Origin of the sequence: Paenibacillus sp. FSL H3-0321, from assembly GCF_038002865.1 — a bacterium.
Taxonomy (GTDB): Bacteria; Bacillota; Bacilli; order Paenibacillales; family Paenibacillaceae; genus Paenibacillus_AQ.
Map to the genome: position 1 here is coordinate 883775 of NZ_JBBODH010000001.1, position 18087 is coordinate 901861.

General features: G+C 50.6%; 12 protein-coding genes. 3 read left to right on the plus strand and 9 right to left on the minus strand.

The genetic code is table 11. The features are described from left to right. Positions 1-21: 21 nt before the first annotated feature. The 5 genes from MHI45_RS03770 to zwf all read right to left on the minus strand — a co-directional run bounded on the left by MHI45_RS03770 (position 22) and on the right by zwf (position 5279). On the minus strand, positions 22-348 hold the full coding sequence (locus MHI45_RS03770; protein WP_341118898.1) for an IS3 family transposase: 327 nt from the start codon (positions 346-348) through the stop codon (positions 22-24). Positions 349-359: 11 nt separating this feature from the next. Then, positions 360-677 carry a transposase gene (locus tag MHI45_RS03775; protein WP_341118899.1) on the minus strand — a complete coding sequence of 106 codons (318 nt, stop codon included), beginning with the start codon at positions 675-677 and terminating at the stop codon, positions 360-362. Between the two features lie 589 nt (positions 678-1266). Then, positions 1267-2556: an L-cysteine desulfidase family protein gene (locus MHI45_RS03780; RefSeq protein ID WP_076109444.1), complete on the minus strand. Its 1290-nt coding sequence runs from the start codon at positions 2554-2556 to the stop codon at positions 1267-1269. 219 nt (positions 2557-2775) lie between these two features. After that, positions 2776-3669, minus strand: a complete 894-nt coding sequence (gnd, locus tag MHI45_RS03785; RefSeq protein ID WP_038593194.1) for a phosphogluconate dehydrogenase (NAD(+)-dependent, decarboxylating) — start codon at positions 3667-3669, stop codon at positions 2776-2778. A 71-nt stretch (positions 3670-3740) separates the two neighbouring features. Next, on the minus strand, positions 3741-5279 hold the full coding sequence (zwf, locus tag MHI45_RS03790) for a glucose-6-phosphate dehydrogenase (RefSeq protein WP_076109443.1): 1539 nt from the start codon (positions 5277-5279) through the stop codon (positions 3741-3743). Between the two features lie 200 nt (positions 5280-5479). Between zwf and MHI45_RS03795 the strand changes: the two genes are divergently transcribed. Beyond that, on the plus strand, positions 5480-5794 hold the full coding sequence (locus MHI45_RS03795; protein WP_038593196.1) for a winged helix-turn-helix transcriptional regulator: 315 nt from the start codon (positions 5480-5482) through the stop codon (positions 5792-5794). A gap of 101 nt (positions 5795-5895) precedes the next feature. Here the strand turns inward: MHI45_RS03795 and MHI45_RS03800 are convergent, their stop codons facing one another. The 3 genes from MHI45_RS03800 to MHI45_RS03810 all read right to left on the minus strand — a co-directional run bounded on the left by MHI45_RS03800 (position 5896) and on the right by MHI45_RS03810 (position 14289). Further along, positions 5896-10662 carry a LamG-like jellyroll fold domain-containing protein gene (locus tag MHI45_RS03800; protein ID WP_256718045.1) on the minus strand — a complete coding sequence of 1589 codons (4767 nt, stop codon included), beginning with the start codon at positions 10660-10662 and terminating at the stop codon, positions 5896-5898. Between the two features lie 512 nt (positions 10663-11174). Then, complete coding sequence (locus tag MHI45_RS03805) at positions 11175-12665, minus strand: DUF5605 domain-containing protein (protein WP_076109441.1); 1491 nt, start codon at positions 12663-12665, stop codon at positions 11175-11177. A 34-nt stretch (positions 12666-12699) separates the two neighbouring features. After that, positions 12700-14289 (minus strand): glycoside hydrolase family 43 protein, encoded by a 1590-nt coding sequence (locus tag MHI45_RS03810; protein WP_076109440.1) that lies wholly within the window; start codon positions 14287-14289, stop codon positions 12700-12702. Between the two features lie 136 nt (positions 14290-14425). Between MHI45_RS03810 and MHI45_RS03815 the strand changes: the two genes are divergently transcribed. Then, entirely contained in the window at positions 14426-15283 is an 858-nt protein-coding gene (locus MHI45_RS03815; protein ID WP_076109439.1) for an AraC family transcriptional regulator, read from the plus strand. Here the strand turns inward: MHI45_RS03815 and MHI45_RS03820 are convergent. Beyond that, positions 15280-16731: a glycosyl hydrolase family 28 protein gene (locus tag MHI45_RS03820; protein ID WP_076109438.1), complete on the minus strand. Its 1452-nt coding sequence runs from the start codon at positions 16729-16731 to the stop codon at positions 15280-15282. The genes MHI45_RS03815 and MHI45_RS03820 overlap by 4 nt on opposite strands. Positions 16732-16977: 246 nt before the next feature. Here MHI45_RS03820 and MHI45_RS03825 point away from each other — a divergent pair, with 246 nt between their 5' ends. Beyond that, positions 16978-18084: a glycoside hydrolase family 88 protein gene (locus tag MHI45_RS03825; RefSeq protein WP_076109437.1), complete on the plus strand. Its 1107-nt coding sequence runs from the start codon at positions 16978-16980 to the stop codon at positions 18082-18084. Positions 18085-18087 lie beyond the last annotated feature (3 nt).

The window sequence follows — 18087 nt, forward strand, 5'->3', positions numbered from 1 at the left end:
TAAGGATGAGAAAGGCTGCTCTTATTGGGATAGTTCATGCTTAGAGTCGGTAGTCTGTACACGGTAGGGTTTAGACACGACAGAGCGGAGCTTCATTTGCCGCATGTACACACTCACGGTGCGTTCAGTAACGGTATAGCCCTCTTGGTGCAGCAGACGGGTGATCTTCGGACTTCCATAACGCTTTTTATGCTCGGCAAAATGATACTGGATTCGCTCCATGATCGCTGCTTTGCGGAGTTTCTGTGTGCTGGTTTCTCCCGTCCGCCACTTGTAGTAACCGCTCCTTGAAACGTGTAGGGTGTCGCACATCTTCTCCAAGCGAAACTCGGAGCGATGGTCCTCCATAAACTGGAATCTTAGTTCCTTGGTTTGCTGAAGATGTGCACAGCTTTTTTTACAATCGCCAGTTCTTCTTCTGTATCGGCAAGTTTGAGTTCTTTCTCCTGGAGCTGACGGGTCGCCTCTTTCAACTGTGCTTCGAGTTCCCATACCCGGTCCATACTCGCCGCCGGTTCATTCTTTAGCTCCCGATATTGACCCATCCACTGATGCAGCGTACTTTTCGGGATGTTAAGCTCTTCCGCTAAGTCACCTAAGGTCTTCGTCTGTTCTTGAATGAACTTCACGGTTTGCTTTTTAAACTCTTCGTTATACCGTTGTCTTTGTTCTCCCATGTGAACACACCTCCGTTGCTATCATTATCAGTCCGTCCGTTAACGGGTGTCCACTATTTATTCTAATTGCAGCGCAATATGTGCATGGCGGCGGTTCTATACAATGTGCATCGGACTCCAGTGACGTTATTTCGGAAAATACCCTGTTTCCGGTCACAAAGCGGACTCCAGAGATGTTATTTTTCATTCCCAGCGCCATTTCGCCGTTTTTTCCGGGAATAACGGCTATACGGTCCGTAAGAAAGACATTACGGCCTATTATTATAGAATAGCGGCTTTACGGTCCGTTAGCCGGTTGGGCAACGCAGAATGCTGTATCGTTTGAGCTTAAACAATAGTCGCATGAGTCGCGTCAGTCGCATCAATTCACGTCAGTCACGTCGGTCACATCAGTCACATCAATTCACGTCGATTGCATCATCTACGTCAGTCACATCAGACACGTTGGTCGCATCATCCACGCCAGTCACGTCAGTCGCATCAATCCACGTCAGTCACGGACGCCTTTCACGTCAGTCACAACAGACACACCATTCGCAGCATCCATAACGTTAGACAGCAGCCTCGCTTCACTATCTAATCTGCCTGATTACATTACCTCTCCCTTAGACAGCATGATGTTAAGAATTGTCGTATCCGTTGCGGCAAGGCCTTCCTGGACCAGCCTCTCCATGTTGCGGATCGTATCTTCCACCTCTTCAAAAATCACCCCATCCCTATCGGTGGGCGAAATATTGTTCATGGCCAGTGTCGCTGCCTGAATTGCTGCATTAGTAGCCGTGGAGATTTTCAGCGCGCAGGTGGATTTCGCACCGTCGCAGATCATGCCTGACAATGAGGCTATCGTATTCTGTATCCCGTGCTTAATCTGCTCCAGGCTCCCGCCCATCAGATAGATGATCCCGCTGTTGGCCCCTACTCCGCCTGCGATGCCCGATCCGCATAGCGGGGACAGACGTCCGATATAATGTTTGACATGGACGGTGATCAGGTTGCTGAGGGCCAGTGCCCGTGCCAGCGTCTCCTCGTCTTTGTTCATGAGCCGGGCGAGCTCAATCACCGGCAGCGTACACGCTATACCCTGATTCCCGCTGCCTGCCGTTGTCATCACCGGCATTGCACTGCCGTCCATCCGCGCATCGGAGGCTGCAGCTGTAGCAGCGATAACCTTGTTGGCCACATCATTGCCAAACAGATTGACCGCCGATTGCTGTAACATTTTTTTACCAACCTGCAGCCCGTAATCTCCCCGCAATCCCTCATCGGAGATGGCCTTGTTCATTACCGCACCTTCCAAAAGAAACTGAAGGCTGGAGAAATCGACAGTCCGGACGAACTCAAAAATCCCGTCCAGGGAAACCGCATAAACCTCAGGGTCCAATTCCTCGGATCCCTCACAATCCGCCTTGTCTTTTGGCAGATCAAGTGCGATCCCATCCTTGGCCAGAAAGATCACATGCGTATGCTCTTTGGCAATAATCGCTGTAGCTGTGTGGCTCTCACTGTGTACCCGCGCCTCAATATACAGTTTCTCGGGCGTGTTTTTCAGCTCCACTTCAAGCAGCTTCCGGTCAATGATCTCGTTGGCTTTACTAAGCTCTGCCTGGGACAGCCCTGACAATATCTCTAGCTTCTTATGGGAACGGTGAATCACCGCCCCCAAGGCAGCTGCAATGGGCAGACCGTTTTGTCCGGTACCCGGAATACCTACACCCATAGCATTTTTAATAATATTCCCACTAAGAAACAGCTGAATCGACGTGATTTCTTCCTGAACCAGCTCCGCTGCTAAGGAGACTGCATAAGCGACGGCGATCGGCTCCGTACATCCCTCCGCCGGAACTACTTCCTTTTTCAAAACATCCAATAAATTAACCATGTTCGATATCACCATTTCCTCTTGTTGTCGGAGCATTTCTTATATAGTACAGGAATATTGCCGAGAGATCGACCCTTCTTCTCTGGAAATTGTCCGTTCATGCCATTTCTCTGGCGGGTTTAACCTGTTTGGCATTACAAAAAAGCAGCAAGACTCAATACCACGATGGTATTAAGTCTTACTGCCTATTGTTATCCTAAGTGTTTCCAGAACTTTTTCTTATTTGCTCTCCACTGCATGGCCGCCGAATTCGTTGCGCAATGCGGCGACCACCTTGCCGGTGAACGTATCGGTTTCAAGCGACCGGTAGCGCATCAGCAGCGCCATGGCGATGACCGGTGTCGCAGCCTGCAGGTCAAATGCCGTTTCCAGCGTCCATTTGCCCTCACCCGAGGAGTGCATAATCCCTTTGATCTCGTCCAGCTTGGCGTCTTTGGAGAAGGCGCGTTCTATCAGCTCCATCAGCCATGAGCGGATGACGGAACCGTTGTTCCACACGCGGGCTACTTCTTCAAAGTTGAAGTCATAACCGCTTTTCTCCAGCACCTCAAAACCTTCGCCGATCGCAGCCATCATGCCGTATTCAATCCCGTTGTGCACCATCTTCAGGAAGTGGCCGCTGCCGGACTTTCCGGCGTACAAATACCCGTTCTCCACAGAGGTATCACGGAACAGCGGTTCGACCACTGCCCAGGCTTCCTCGTCTCCGCCAATCATATAACAAGCGCCATTGCGGGCGCCTTCCATTCCTCCGGAGGTTCCTGCATCCAGGAAATAGATCCCCTCCTTGCTCAACGCCTCATGGCGGCGGATCGATTCCTTGTAATGTGAATTTCCGGCCTCGATAATGATATCGCCTTTGGACAGCAGCGGTGTAAGCTCAGCAATGACAGAATCGACAAACTGATGCGGAACCATAATCCAGGCAACCCGCGGGGTTTCCAGCTTATTAACAAGCTCGGCGAGACTTTTCGCCATAGCCGCACCTTTAGAACCCATCTCCTCCACAGCAGCGGCATTCACATCAAACGCTACAACTTCATGATCATGCTCCAGCAGGTTCTGGCCCAGATTGAAGCCCATTTTTCCTAAACCGACTAATCCTACTTTCATTAGATATCCCTCCGAAAATTATTAATTGGATCTTATAAAACCAAGTTCGCAAGTAGTTACAAAGGGCTTAATCAAGCACCCGGCCGGATGGCCACAGGATCGGTCTCATGAACATCATTCGGCTCATGCTGCTCCGCAGGGAGCTCTTCATCCAACCACCAATGATCCTCTCCAAGCAGCTCATCGGCCGCATCTGGTCCGTAGGAACCTGCAGCATACGAATGAAGCGGCAAAGTGCCTTCCTCAGTGGCTTCAATAATCGGCTGCACCCACTGCCAGGATAGCTCGACTTCCTCCCAATGGGCAAAGAAAGTAGCATCTCCAAGCAAAGCATCGTAAATCAGGTTCTCGTAAGCTTCCGGCAGATCCGGATTACCGGATTCATGCTTAATGCTGACCGGCTCCAGCTGCCCGTGCTGGCGCGGATTTTTGGTGTTCAGCTGCAGTGAGATACCTTCGCCGGGACCGATTTCGATCACCAGCAGGTTAGGATCAAGCTCCAGCTTCCCTCTGTTTTTGTTATGCAAATCATTAAACGGTTCTTTGAACTCTATAACGATTCTTGTTGATTTCTCTTTCATCCGTTTACCGGTACGGATATAAAACGGCACCTCACTCCATAATGGATCATCAATCCAAAGGCGGGCCGCGATATAAGTCTCATTCTGCGAAGAAGCTTCAATTCCCGGCTCGGAAGTATAGCCGTCTACCTTGCTGCCCCGGATTTCACCTGCGGCATATTGTCCACGGACCACATGCCGGGCCACGTCTTCTTTCAGCAAGGGACGCACCGAGCGGATCACATGCCGCTTCTTGCTGCGGACATCTTCCGGCGTACTGCCCTTGGGAAGCTGCATCGCCATCATCATCAGCAGCTGCAGCATATGGTTCTGGAACATATCGCGCAGAGCGCCGGCTTTGTCATAATAACCTGCCCGTTCCTCTACCCCAACCGTCTCAGCGGCTGTAATCTGAACATTGGCGATATAGCGGTTCTGCCACAACGCTCTCAGCACCGGGTTCGAATATTTCAGCACTTCAAGATTCTGGACCATCGGTTTGCCCAGGAAGTGGTCGATCCGGAAGATTTCCTCTTCTGTAAAAGCTGCATTCAGGCTGTCATTTAACGCCCGCGCCGATTTCAAATCTCTGCCGAACGGTTTCTCGATGATCAGGCGTTTCCAGCCTTTGGTGTCACCTAGTCCGCTTGTGTTAATGTTGCCGGCAATCGGCCCGAAAAATTCAGGACCTACAGACAAATAAAACATCCGGTTCTCCGGAATGTTCAGCAGTTCCTCACGGCGCTGCACATGCGCCAGCAATTTCTTATAATCCTCCGGACGTCCAACGTCCAGCACGCTATATTCAAAAGCCAGCAGGAAATCTTGCAGCTCTGCCGATTCTTCTACCTTCCGCCGGGAAAAGGTGCGCAGCGAATCCAGCACTTGCGCCTGGAAGGTTTCGTTACTGAGCTCTCTTCTGCCGAGACCAATGACCGAGAGAGGACCGGAAAGCTTGCCATCTGCGAACAAGTTATATAATGCAGGGTATATTTTACGTTTTGCCAAATCTCCTGTGGCGCCAAAAAGTACAAAGGTTGATGATTCCACTTTCATTCCTCCCGTTGTTGTCAAATGTTTATGAGGTTACTTATTATTACTCGCAAACTTTTATAACACCCATCATACGACTGCAAAAAGTATTCGTCAACCTCATTCTGACAGTTACGAAAAGTACTTATTTTCACGAACTTTTTACTATGCTATAGTAAGGAGGATATTAATAATAACTTTGAGGGGTGGGAAAGGCTATGAAGCAGGATTTCAAACCGTTGCTCGCCAAGGTGGAACATGCCTATCATATCATCGGGAAGAAATGGGTTAATCTTATCATCCACGTTTTAATGGAAGGACCCAAGCGCTTCAGCGAGCTGCATGCCATCATCCCGGATTTAAGCAAACGAATGCTGAATGAACGCTTGAAGGAGCTTGAAGAGTGCGGGTTGCTAAATCGTGTGGTCATCCCGGACCGCCCCGTAAAAACGGAATATTCGTTAACGGAAAAAGGGCAGGAGCTTGGAGCAGCACTCTGCCATGTGGAGGTATGGGCGATGAAATGGTTATAGCTCCAGCCCCTTACCGTAAAAAAGAGGGAGTACCCAAGCCTTAACGGCTTCCGGTTCTCCCTCTTTTCGCGTTACTATTGTTTGCAAATGTCTGTTAATTGTTAATTACTGTTCAGATTGTACTCTGCCAGCACATCTTCCGCCGAAAGCGTATTGCTATAGACCTTCAGTTCGTCGATCAACCCTTTGAACGGTGGATTCCAGTAATTAATGCCCAGAGTGAATACGGCATTCTTATTGGTAAACACATCCGGGAAGCCCGTGCCGGAGAATTTCTCCGATCCGTTGATGTACACTTTGACTTCACCTTCACGTGCTGTAAAAGTGACATGTGTCCACTCATTCAGCGGGATTAGCAGACCCGTCAAAGCATCATACCAGACCGTTCCTGACCATAGCAGCGTCTGGCCGCCGGCATTTTGCAGGACCAGGCTGATCCAGCTGTCCATGGTGCTTGCACCGAAAAAGGTGGTCGTGAAATCCGTCAGCTGCGCAGGATTTAACCACATGGAGACAGAGTAGGTGCTGCTGTTCAAAAGCCCGTCAGGCAGCCGGATACCGGAAGAACCATCGAAGACAGCCGCCTGTCCGGCAACACCTGTCCCATAGGTAATACTGCCGACCGTTGCACTGTCCACTTTGTCACCGGTTACCTTGCCCGCCGCAGACAGCTGCAGCGAATCCTGTAAATTGCCGTCAAACGCATAATAAGCTATTTTCCCATCTGTAACCTTCACTTGATAGCTGGAAGTAACCGCGCTGCCATCTGTCGCCTTTGCAGTAATACTTGCATCCCCGACCTTCAGAGCCGTTACTACACCTGTCACAGCATCGACAACTGCGACCTCGGGAGAGCTTGAGCTCCACTCCAGCTGCTGGTTGCCGGCATTGGCAGGCAGTATGCTGACCACCGGGGTATAACTGTTGCCTACAGCTACTTGTTGGACTGCTGTACCGAAGGATATCGAAGTCACCTTCGTATCCGTTTCCGGCTCACCATTCACCAGCCAGCCCACGGCTTCCGGAGACAACGCTTTTTCATAGACCCGGAACTTGTCAACCAGGCCCTTGTACGGGATATCCCAATAGTTGACGCCGAGGGCAAACACGCCGGAATCATCTGTAAATACGTTGGTAAATCCGCTTTTCGTTGATTTCAGTACGCCATTCACATACATTTTGACTGTGCCGGCATCGTAGGTAAAGGCCACGTGAGACCATTCACCTGCCTTAATCTGCAGGCCCGTATCCGCATCCATCCAGGCCTCACTGCCAAACCACAAGCGGGTTGTTGCGACACCGTTGCCGTAAGGAAGCAGGCTGATCCAGTTCGTATCGGACTTTGCTCCGAAGAACGCAGTCGTAAAGGCCGTCAATTCCTCTGGATTCAGCCACATGCCCACGGTATAGGAGCTTCCGGAAATCAGGCCGTTTGGCAAACGGATGCCGGAGCTGCCATCCAATTGTGCTGCCTGTCCGTCTTCACCGCTTACATAAGTGATCGTACCGCCGGTGTTGTTCACCCGGTTCCCCGTTTCCATCCCCGCTTCAAGCCGTCCGCCGCTTTCCTTGAGATTACCCTCAAAGTCATAAGCGCCAACTAAACCGTCCTCCAGTTGACTGCCGCTAAGTGCTACAACACCTACTGTGAAGGTTTTGGTAGCGCTCGCATCGCCAAGCTGAATCGTAGCCGTCAGTTCCACAGACGTGTCACCACTGCCAACCTCCGGCCGTGTTACCTTCCCGTCATTTCCAACAACGGCTTCATTGGACGAAGACCAAGTTATCGCAATACCGCGTACGCCTTCGCTCGGCAGGGTTAGATCGTTGTACACTTTAGTTGTGTTGCCAAGTGTGAGGCTGCTTGTAGCATTGGCCACCAGTTGCTCATCGCTCAGCGTTTCCAGCGCACTTCCCCAGACGGCAACACCTTGATCCGACATGGCAGTGAAGGTCATGACATGATCTTGGCGTGTGGAATCCCACTGCTTGACGAAGACACCTTTGTACAGCCGTTCAACGGCAGTGCCGTTTTGTGTCTCGTTGATGAGCAGATCGGCATAATAATCGTCTTTCAGTTTCCAGGTCCCGGTCACCGATCCTGCAATGGTTCCGTCTGCCAGGAGTTCAATATCGGCGCTTGATTTGATTTTGGCACTGATATCCTTGCCATGGTTGATGAACTGATAGGCACCGGCGATGTCTTCCGCCGCTACTTTGCCAATGGTTTCGCCGGAGTAACGGTGCGGCGCGGCCACCGGCCAGCCGTCCTCGTTCATGAACATCTGGTGTACGCGAAGCTCATGAGCTTCGCCCCGGTAAGGGAACCGGGTATGGAAGAAGTTGAACGTCTTCCCGCTGTCTTCATCGTAATATACCGAATTATGGCCGGATGAGACATAGCCATAGACCGGGAAGTCCGGATCGCCGTTCACGTTCGTGAACAGGAAGTTGCCCAGCAGCTTGTTGCCGTATGCCGAGTGGTCACCATCCGTGGTGAGCACCGCATCCTGCCCTGCTGCATCCTTGTACGGACCGCTTGGGCTGCTCGAACGGAACTGCCGCATACTGTAGCCGCCATCTGCCGCAAGACCGCCATAGGTTACATATAGATAGTAGTAGTCCGTATTTTTGTCGTACATTACATACGGGCCTTCACCGGATTTATAATTACCTCCCGAGATTTTGGTTCCAAAATAGCGGTCGATGATTCTGCCGTCCGCTGTCGTCCCGTCTTCTCCGGGATACTTGGGCCCGCCGGTTGCAGGATCAACCTCCAGCACGAAAATCCCGCCCGACCATGATCCGTAGGTCATCCACAGCTTGCCGTCCTTATCATAGAACAACGTAGGGTCAATTGCGTTTGTGTACATTTTATTGTTATACGTACCATCGGTATTAAACCAGGCCGGATTCATTGCCTCCAGTGTTCCATCATCAATCAGCGTCTGAATGTTGGTATTCGTCCATTTTTTGTTGACATCACTGTTCGCATCATAAGCTTCGCCTGCCGTGAAGCCGGAATACAGGACGGTTCCCCCGTAGGTGTAAGGTCCTTTAATATTTTGCGAAACGGCGTAGCCAATGGCTGAACGAATATAGGTGGAGGAAGTGGAATAATACATCATATAAGTGCCCTTGGTTCCATCCTCGTTAACATAGTCCTCATTCCAGAAAACATCCGGTGCCCAAACGGAGAAACCGCCTTTGCTGTCGGAATCGTTCTCCCCGGCCCAGGCGAAGGATTCCGACAGATTCGCGGAAAGATCACCGTAGAGTACATTATCCGGCGTTTTATAGCCGTTGGTGAAAGTGCTCCAATTCATCAAATCTTGCGACTCAGCCGCCTCGATATGCGAACCGAAGACATAATACGTGTCGCCGTCCTTCACAACTGAGGGATCATGCACAGATACATTGCTGAACACCGGCGCGGTCGCTTCCGGCGAAACCACCGGTGTAGCCGTTGGTGACGGCGTTGGTGTCGCACTTGGTGTCGCACTTGGTGTCGCACTTGGCATCGGACTTGGTGTCGCTGTCGGTGATATCGGGGTCCCTCCCCCGCTGCCCGCAGTCGCTGTAGCAGTTGCCGTTGCCGCTGGTGTTTCCAGCTTGATCAGGGAGCTGTAGACCGGGTCAAAAACCACTTTGCCGCTGCCTTGGACAGTAATCTGTTCCTTCACGCCGACCTTGAGATTTTTGATCTCTGTGCCAGCTTCAACACGCAGTCCCGTCTTACGGTTAAGCGTCATGTCCGTGATGCTGCCTCTATTTAATACCAATGCCGGCTCACCCAACGCATTCATGACTACCGAGTCGAAGCTGCCGCTAAGCTGTACCACCGAATTTTTGGACAATGTCTGTTCCACTGTAATTTTACTGAAGCCCGTCCCGGTTGCAGCTGCATCTTCCTCAAGCTTGACGCCAGACTGAACAATGACGTCCGTTACAGCGCTGCTGCCTTTGGTTATGACTCGCAGCTTCCCGTTCTTTTTGTTCACCACCAGCCTGGAAGCCGTCGAATTGTGCATGACAACACTGTTTTCACCGCCACCAGTGACAACTATTTTGCCTGCGACCTTTACGTTGTCGAGGGTAACGTCCCCTTCAGCAATCCCTTCGGTAAGATACAAGTTGCCCGCGATGCTTGCGTTCTTGAGCTCCACTCCGGCTGTGCTGACAATAACATTCCGGGCAGTCAAATCGCTGTAGGTTCCGCTCTTGAGGATGATTTGCCCGGACAGTTTACTGATTAACCGCAGTGCCTCAGCTCTCGTTACTGCACGTTTCCCCTTAACGCTGCCATCCTCGTACCCGCTGAGGAAACCGTCTCCCAGCAAAGTAAGTACAGCTTCCCTGCTCCACTCCGGCAGCTCCGCGGCATCCTTCGGCGCGGCAGCGGCGGTTGAAGCATCAAGCTGGAACAACCGGTACAGCATAACGGCCGCTTCCTGCCGGCTGACCGTTTGGGCAGGTCGGAAGGTCCCGTCGCTGTAACCCGACACAAAACCGGCTGATACCGCTTTCATAACATCACTATAATAAACGCTTCCATCCGCAACATCACTAAACCTGCTCTCGCTCAGAGTCTGCAGATTAAATACTCTGCCTACAAGTGAAACCCACTCTGCACGGGTAATGTTCTGCTCCGGTTTATAAACACCGTTCCCATAACCCGTGAGCAGACCATTATCTACCCATGTCTGAAAATCATCCTGTGCCCAGTGGCCTGTATAGTCAGGCGCTGAGATTTTGGCGGTAAGCTGTCCCACCTTGTTGTTATCGTTCACAGACCCAGAAGCCGCCATGATCGGCGAAGGTACAAGCAGCAGCAGCGCAAGAAACGAAGACGTTAGCTTGCCAGTCATCTTGTTCAAATGTGAGATCCTCCGATTCTAAAAAATAGTCATGCCTAGCCTTGCGATTACAATATCAAGAAATTAGCGGACTTCTTTCTGGTATGCAGCACCTCCCCTTTTATCGCCCATAAATAAAACGCTTTCATGCAGTCATTAAAAAAATGTTCTGCCGTAAGGTTTTGTTTATTTCATATAAATAAAAACTAAACCATCATAAATCGGCTTGAACGGTTTTATTTTAACGGTACATTCGGCAATTAGTCAATTGGAATTTTATATTAAAATGAATCGTTTTATGTTTATATTGATATTAATCATCAGCAAATTAAAAACCATGAAATGAACCGCTGTGATCCGCTTCAGTAAAGGATTCATCGAAGAAATAAGCAAAAACCGATGACAATTATAGATCGAGGTGGCATTAAATAATTACGGAAACATTCATGTCATCGCTATATCAAAGAAGCCTGCAGGCACAAATGCGCATGCAGGCTTCTTTGATAACTATCCATGTACAGAATCTAAAAAATGCGAAGACTGCGCTCACCTTGCTTACCGCAAGCAATGGAGGTCCTTGAGCTATTCACTACGGTAATCCGCAAGGCCATATATTGCTTATTAGGCAGCTCGACGCGGTAGTCTCCTCTTACTAACTCCTGCACAGCGGTGATGGTCATATTCCACGTATCGATAATTTCAATCCGGTAGTCATGATCGGGTGGCAAAATCAGCTTCTTAAAAGCCGGCCGCTGATTGCCGTAGTAATAGAGATAATATTCGCCTGCCTTCCCTGCGCCTCCATCCAGCATGGTCATGGGGAGCGGGTCGATCCCCCCTCCAGGTCCCTCCTCCATGATACTGCGGAGAAAGGATATCCGCTCCGCACTGTCCCCGTGAAGTTCTCCCCCATGAGACCACCATAAAATATCTCCGGGATGCACATAGGTTTCGCCATGCCCGGCATATCCGCCCCGCACTGCCGCCTCCCAAAAACGCCGCACTAGCTCCTGGGCTGTGATATTGCCCCAGTCATGGTTGATATTTCCTTCATAACAGCATTCATCAACCACTACCGGCTTGCGGTAGAGATTGCGCCATTCCTTGACCCGCAGAAGATCGGGATGCTGAATACTGCAATGAGTCACCCACGGTTTGCCGTGATCATAGAAGCCCTGCCAGTTATGATTGGAACGCAAATGCTGGTATGGATCAAGCTCCTGCACCAGCTGAAAATAATGATCCCAGTCTTCCGTTTTTTTCGCCCGCATCAGATCATGCTCATTGGCCATCGACCACCAGATATTCCGGAAAGCCGCCAGCCGGGCAACGACATAACGCAAATAGAAGTCATCACTTTCACGGTCCATTGTGGAGAAACCCCAGCGGTCATACGGATGGAAAAGAATAATATCCGCCTCAATCCCCAGCTGCTGCAAATCCAGAATACGCCGCTCCAGATTGGCAAAAAAGACGTGATTAAATCTGCGGAAGTCCCAGCCCCCGGATACAGAGCCCTGAAAAGCATAGTCCGCTGGATCAACCAGATTATAGTCATAATGCTTAGGGAAAATGCACATGCGGATTTTATTGAACGGCCCGGACTTCAGCGTTGCCAGGGTCTGTTCCTGCAGATCTTCCCTCTGATGAGTCCAGGCATAGCAAGTAGTGCCGAAGGAGAAATGTGGCGAGCCATCCGCATAGGCAAAATGGTATTGATTGCTCACACATACCGGCCCATGGTTACCTTCTCCAGCTTCCACGCAGACAAATTCTCCACTGATACCATCCAGCTCCGCAATGTTGCTGCGGGTTCTATATGTCCAAGTGGCCGCGGTGTCAGGCATGAAACGGATTTTATAGCGCCCTTCACCATCATAGAAACCATCTGGCCGGAGCACGCGGTTGTTGTATTTAAACTCGGCGGTCAGGTCAACATCCACAAATGGATTACCGCTGCAAGGCCCGTTCAGTTCCAATTCAAACAAACCCCAGCGTTCAGCTTCCTGTTTCATTCACAAGCCCCATTTCCTCTTATTACCTACGCCATTATCCTTCCAGAGCTTTATATTCAAAAAAGTCAAAATACGCCTTTTTACTCTGCTGGTCCAGGTCCTGGGCGCAGATTCCTGCATAGGAGCCGGTAAACCCAAGTTTGCCGCCGTATTCATCGGACAGTGTGCCGAAATCAAGCGGTGTGCACATCGCTGTCCAGACCTCTCCATCCGGGGAAGCGTAAAATATGATATCCCGCCCGTTGATCTCTGCCTTGAGATAATAACGCTCCCAAGCCTTCACCGAGATTTGCATGGAGGAGATTTCATCGTATTTGCCAGCTCTGCACAGCACAACGCCAAGGCTTACGCCGCGGACCTCATCGGCCGTCACCCGCAAATAATAATAGTCACTGTCATCGTAATAGAGCACCAGGCCCGCCATTTCCATTATGCTAACAGGTTTAAACTCCATACAGGTGGACACCCTGCAGGCAAAATGCTGGATCGGGCGGGCGATCATACTCTGATTATGCAGGGAAGCCAGCGATTCTCTGCCAGTCAGACGCAGAAAACCCGGACGCTCCGTCAAGCTTACCCATGAAGGGTCAAAAGGAATACGAAGCCCCTGATAGGGATACCCCAGCTCTTCGCTGTCGAACTCATCGCGTTCCGGCAACGCTTCAAAGGGATGCGGCGGCAGATCCGGCGCATCTGTCACAAGAGCAGGCAGCTTCCCGCCATGCGCCAGCCGCAGCCAACCGTCTTCGGTCCATACACAGTGCTGGATCGCCGTCTCTCTGCCGAGCGGATTCATCGTCCCTGTCCCGGGAATCGGGCGTGTGCACAAATGGGCCATATACCATTCGCCATTCTGTGTTTCCACCAGTGACCCATGACCAGCCTGCTGGAAGGGATAGTTCAAGTCATGGGCGGTCGTCATTATCGGATAATCGGGATCCGTTTCATAAGGTCCGGTCAAGCTGCGGCTTCTCGCCATGGTGACCATATGGTTCACACCTGTGCCGCCTTCAGCAACAAGCAGATAGTAATAGCCATTGCGTTTGTACAATTGCGGACCTTCCGTAACTCCGGTCGGCGTCCCTTTATAGATTTCGTGCACCGGACCGGTCAGCTTGCCGGTTGAGAGATCATATTCCTGCATAATAATACCGGAGAAATTGCTGTGGCTCTTGCGGAAATCCCAGCGCATATTTAGCAGCCATTTCCGGCCGTCTGTATCATGGAACAGAAAGGGATCAAATCCGCTGCCGTTCAGCCGGACCGGCTCACTCCATGGCCCCCTAATATCGGGCGCTGTTATGAGGTAGTTATGCAGATCCTTATACACACTCCTGCGGGATTTCACATCCGTAAACAGTAAATAATACAACCCGTTATCAAATGAAAGCGCCTGTGCCCAAATGGAGCCGGAACTTACGTTGCCGCGCAGATCAACCTGCGAAGACTCTGTCAGGACACGGGTAATCGGGTGCCAGTGAATCAGATCGCGTGAATGGTGGATCTCGACACCCGGGAACCATTCAAAAGTGGATGTAGCAATATAATAATCATCCCCAACCCGTAAAAAAGACGGATCGGGATGAAAACCGGTCAATACCGGATTCACAATCGGTTGCGCCATAAATTCTAAACCTCCAGGGAAAATAAGATTGTCTATTTAAAATTTGGATTTACAGTTAATATTGTAGCGCTTGCAGCGGTTGAAAGTTATAATGAGTTATTATAAAATGTTTGTATTTTGTCATGATGGAGGAACTATGAAGCAGCTGTTCGAACCTGTTATTTTCACGGACCACAAGTCGCTCATCTGGGACTATCAGCTATACACTGATGACTATTACAAGGGCTACTACCACTGGCACCAGTGCTGCGAGATCATGTATATCCACAGCGGTCAGGGCAATGTTGTCGTCAATCAGCAAATGTATGATATCCGCTCCGGCATGCTGTTTTTTTTCCAGCCTTATCAGCTGCACCGGATTTATTCGGAGGTCTCTGCGGAATGCCCGTTCGTGCGCAGCATTTTCTATGTGGACCCGCATACCGCTGAGAATCTGCTGAAGGACTTCCCCAAGCGAAAGGCGCTCTTCTCTGCCTTATGGCAGGGCAAGAACACCTATTGCGGGTTTGATCTCGGCAGTCAGAATGAGGCCATACAATGGATTTATACCCAGTATGATCAGTGCCGGACCCATTCCCCAGTGGAAGATTCCGAGGATATTACAATGCTGCTTACGCAATTACTGAGCTGCCTGGGAACCGGCGACAACATGTTAATCCAACCGGAGGAACGGCGGAATCTCCGCTATTCCGAGCAGATCATGAACTGGATCGAGGAGCATTACCAGGAAGAGGTGAACCTCGAGCAGCTCGCAGCGGAGACCCATTTATCGAAGTCTTATGTCTCGCGGATCTTCCACCAGGAAACGGGGAGCCGCCTGGTCGACTATCTGACCGCCCGGCGGATCAAGCAAGCCTGCCGCCTGCTCAGCACAACGGATATGCCTGTGGAGCAGATCGGTATCACGGTGGGTTTCCCGAACGCCTCCTATTTCAACCAGCTGTTCAAAAGAGTCCTCGGCACCACTCCCCTAAAATACCGGAAGAGTAATTAAAGGGCATCTTCACTTACAAAAACAATATTGCGCGCATATTCATTGATCAGCATTCTGTCTGTGCGCACCTCTCCTATCACTTCGCCATTGATCTGCAAATTGATAAAAGATACACCGTCTACGCCCCGTTTTCCATCGTATCCATAAATACGGGAAGGTTGGATGTCAGCTCCGTCATAACGGACATTGCGGAACGTAATATTTTCGATGCCCGAGCCCGGTTCCGGATTATAATCCTTATTCATCACCACACGCAGATCCAGCAGCTGACCCTGCTCTATCCGTTCCACCCTGATATCGCTATACAGGATATTCCGCACCATATTGCGGTCCCCGGCATTAATCGCCAGCGCTCCCCAATAATTCTCCTGAGGTTCATGATGCTCCAGAATATCGATATTCTCGAACACAATGTTCTCGATCAAATCCCCGTCGTGCTGGTGATCTCCATGAGTGCCAATCATCAGCGGATGAGCCACATCGGCCCATAGTATGGAGTCCCGTACGGTAATGTCCCGGCTGTCTCCATAGAAATCCCATCTGGAGCCGTAAATGGCGATGCAGTCGTCGGAATTCCGCATGAAGACATCACGGATGTCAATATCGCTGCTCGCCATAATGTCGATTCCATCGCTCCAGCCCCGTGTGCTGAATGACTTCAGGTTGTTGATCGAAATCTTAGCAGACTGCCCGATAAATACACTGTAATGTGGCGGGTCAATGACAGTAATTCCTTCCACATTCACCCGTTGCGAAAAGACAATTCGTACACCGCGAAAAGCCGAAAACCGGTGGAAATCCGCCAAATAAATGACACCCCGCCCGTGGATGGTTACATCCTCTACTCCTTCACACACCAGTGAACCTACTAGGACTGACCCTCCGGCAAGATATACGGCCGTTCCTGAGGGCACCGGAAATGCCGTTTCTTCGATGTAATGAGTGCCTGGTGCAAAATAGAGTGTTTGCGGCATTCCGCCTTCGGCCTCTCTGGTCGTTTCGAGCAGGTTTAACAGATCGGGAGTCCGGTGAATACCCGGCTGAATCAGGTGCACGTTGGCATACTCAGGCTGAGGCACATTTTCCTCCAGCTCATTCGCGAACAGATGCAGATTACGGAAACGGTCGCCGTTTATTTCCACCGAAAGCTTTTGCGGGCCGTTCAACAGGAAAGAGAGTTTGCGGCCATCCTGCTCAAATTTGATATTTCTTGCTGCCGGAGCAATATTCACATGAGTAATTTCTGTATAGAGGCATGTAATTTCCAATTCAGCCACACCCTGCAGATCAAAAAAAGCGAGCGATGCCGGGCGGACCTGATGCATGTCCACTTTGATCTCGTAAATCAAAAGCGGCTGCCATTCCCCTCCAACCGGACGAACCTTAACCCTGAAATCCTCCCTGAGCGGTATGTTATTGGGAGCGTTATAAATTTGCACTTGGTTCATTGACCTGAGTCCCCCCTGTAATTTTCCTATTCATATTATAAAGTTCAGGGGCCGCACAAAAGTTTGGCAACGTTATAAGGAAATGTTTGTATTTTGTCGCATTAGCAGCAGTTTCGGGATTCGCGAATGATCTTTATTCAGCTATGATCATGACAATATTTCGATATTTTTGAATATCAAATCGCAACTTTGACAATACGGATAGCGATATACTGGGGGCACATCTAAAGCATTGGAGGATTCGCGATGAGTAAAACGTATTGGCAGGAAATCATGGACAGACTCGATACAAAGGTAACGCGCATGGTGGAGCAAATCGGCCGCAAATGTCCGCATTTCGCCGGAGCAGACGGCAAATTTGACGATATCGGCTCAGACTGGTGGACGACGGGCTTTTGGCCGGGCCTCCTGTGGATTATGCATGATATGACCGGAAAGGACCTGTACAAGGAGGCCGCCTGGCATTGGGATGGCAAACTCGAGGAATGGTTTGTTAAACCGACCGTTGAATTGCATCATGATGTAGGTTTTCAATTTCTGCCGACTGCTGTAATTAAGAATACTTTGACCGGAGATGAGGATGGGCTGCGCAGAGGACTTGAAGCCGCCAATTTCCTCGCTGCCCGCTACAATCCGGTGGGCAAATTCATCCGTGCGTGGAATGAGGATAAATACGGCTGGGTGATAATCGACTGCATGCTGAATATCTCTCTGCTGTTCTGGGCGAGCAAGGTCAGCGGCGATCCGCGGTACAAGCATATTGCTGTGAGCCATGCCGAAACGGCGATGAAATATGGCGTCAATGAAGACGGATCCACCAAACATATTCTCTCCTTCGACGCAGAGACCGGAGAATACATCGAGAACTTTGGCGGACAGGGCTATTCCGCCGTATCCTGCTGGAGCCGCGGGGCGGCCTGGGGACTTTATGGCTTCATCAACACTTACCGCCACACCGGGGATGAGCGTTTTCTGGATACGGCCAAGCGGATTGCTCATTATTTCATCGCGGCATTGCCTGAGGATCAGGTGCCGTATTGGGATTTCCGTCTGGAGGATGACAAGCGGATGTTCAGAGACAGCTCGGCTGCATCCATCGCTGCCTCCGGATTGCTGGAACTCGCTGAAGTTGTTCCGCCCGGCGAGAAGAGCCTTTACGCTAATGCTGCAGAACGGATCTTGCGCTCGCTGACAGAGAACTACGCCACCTGGAACCAGCCGGAGCATGAAGCCATTCTGCTGCACGGTACGGGCAGCGGAACCTCCTTCATCGACGTGTCACTGATTTACGGAGACTACTACTATGTGGAAGCTGTCTCGAAATTGAATGGATGGAAACATCGCATTTTCTAAGCT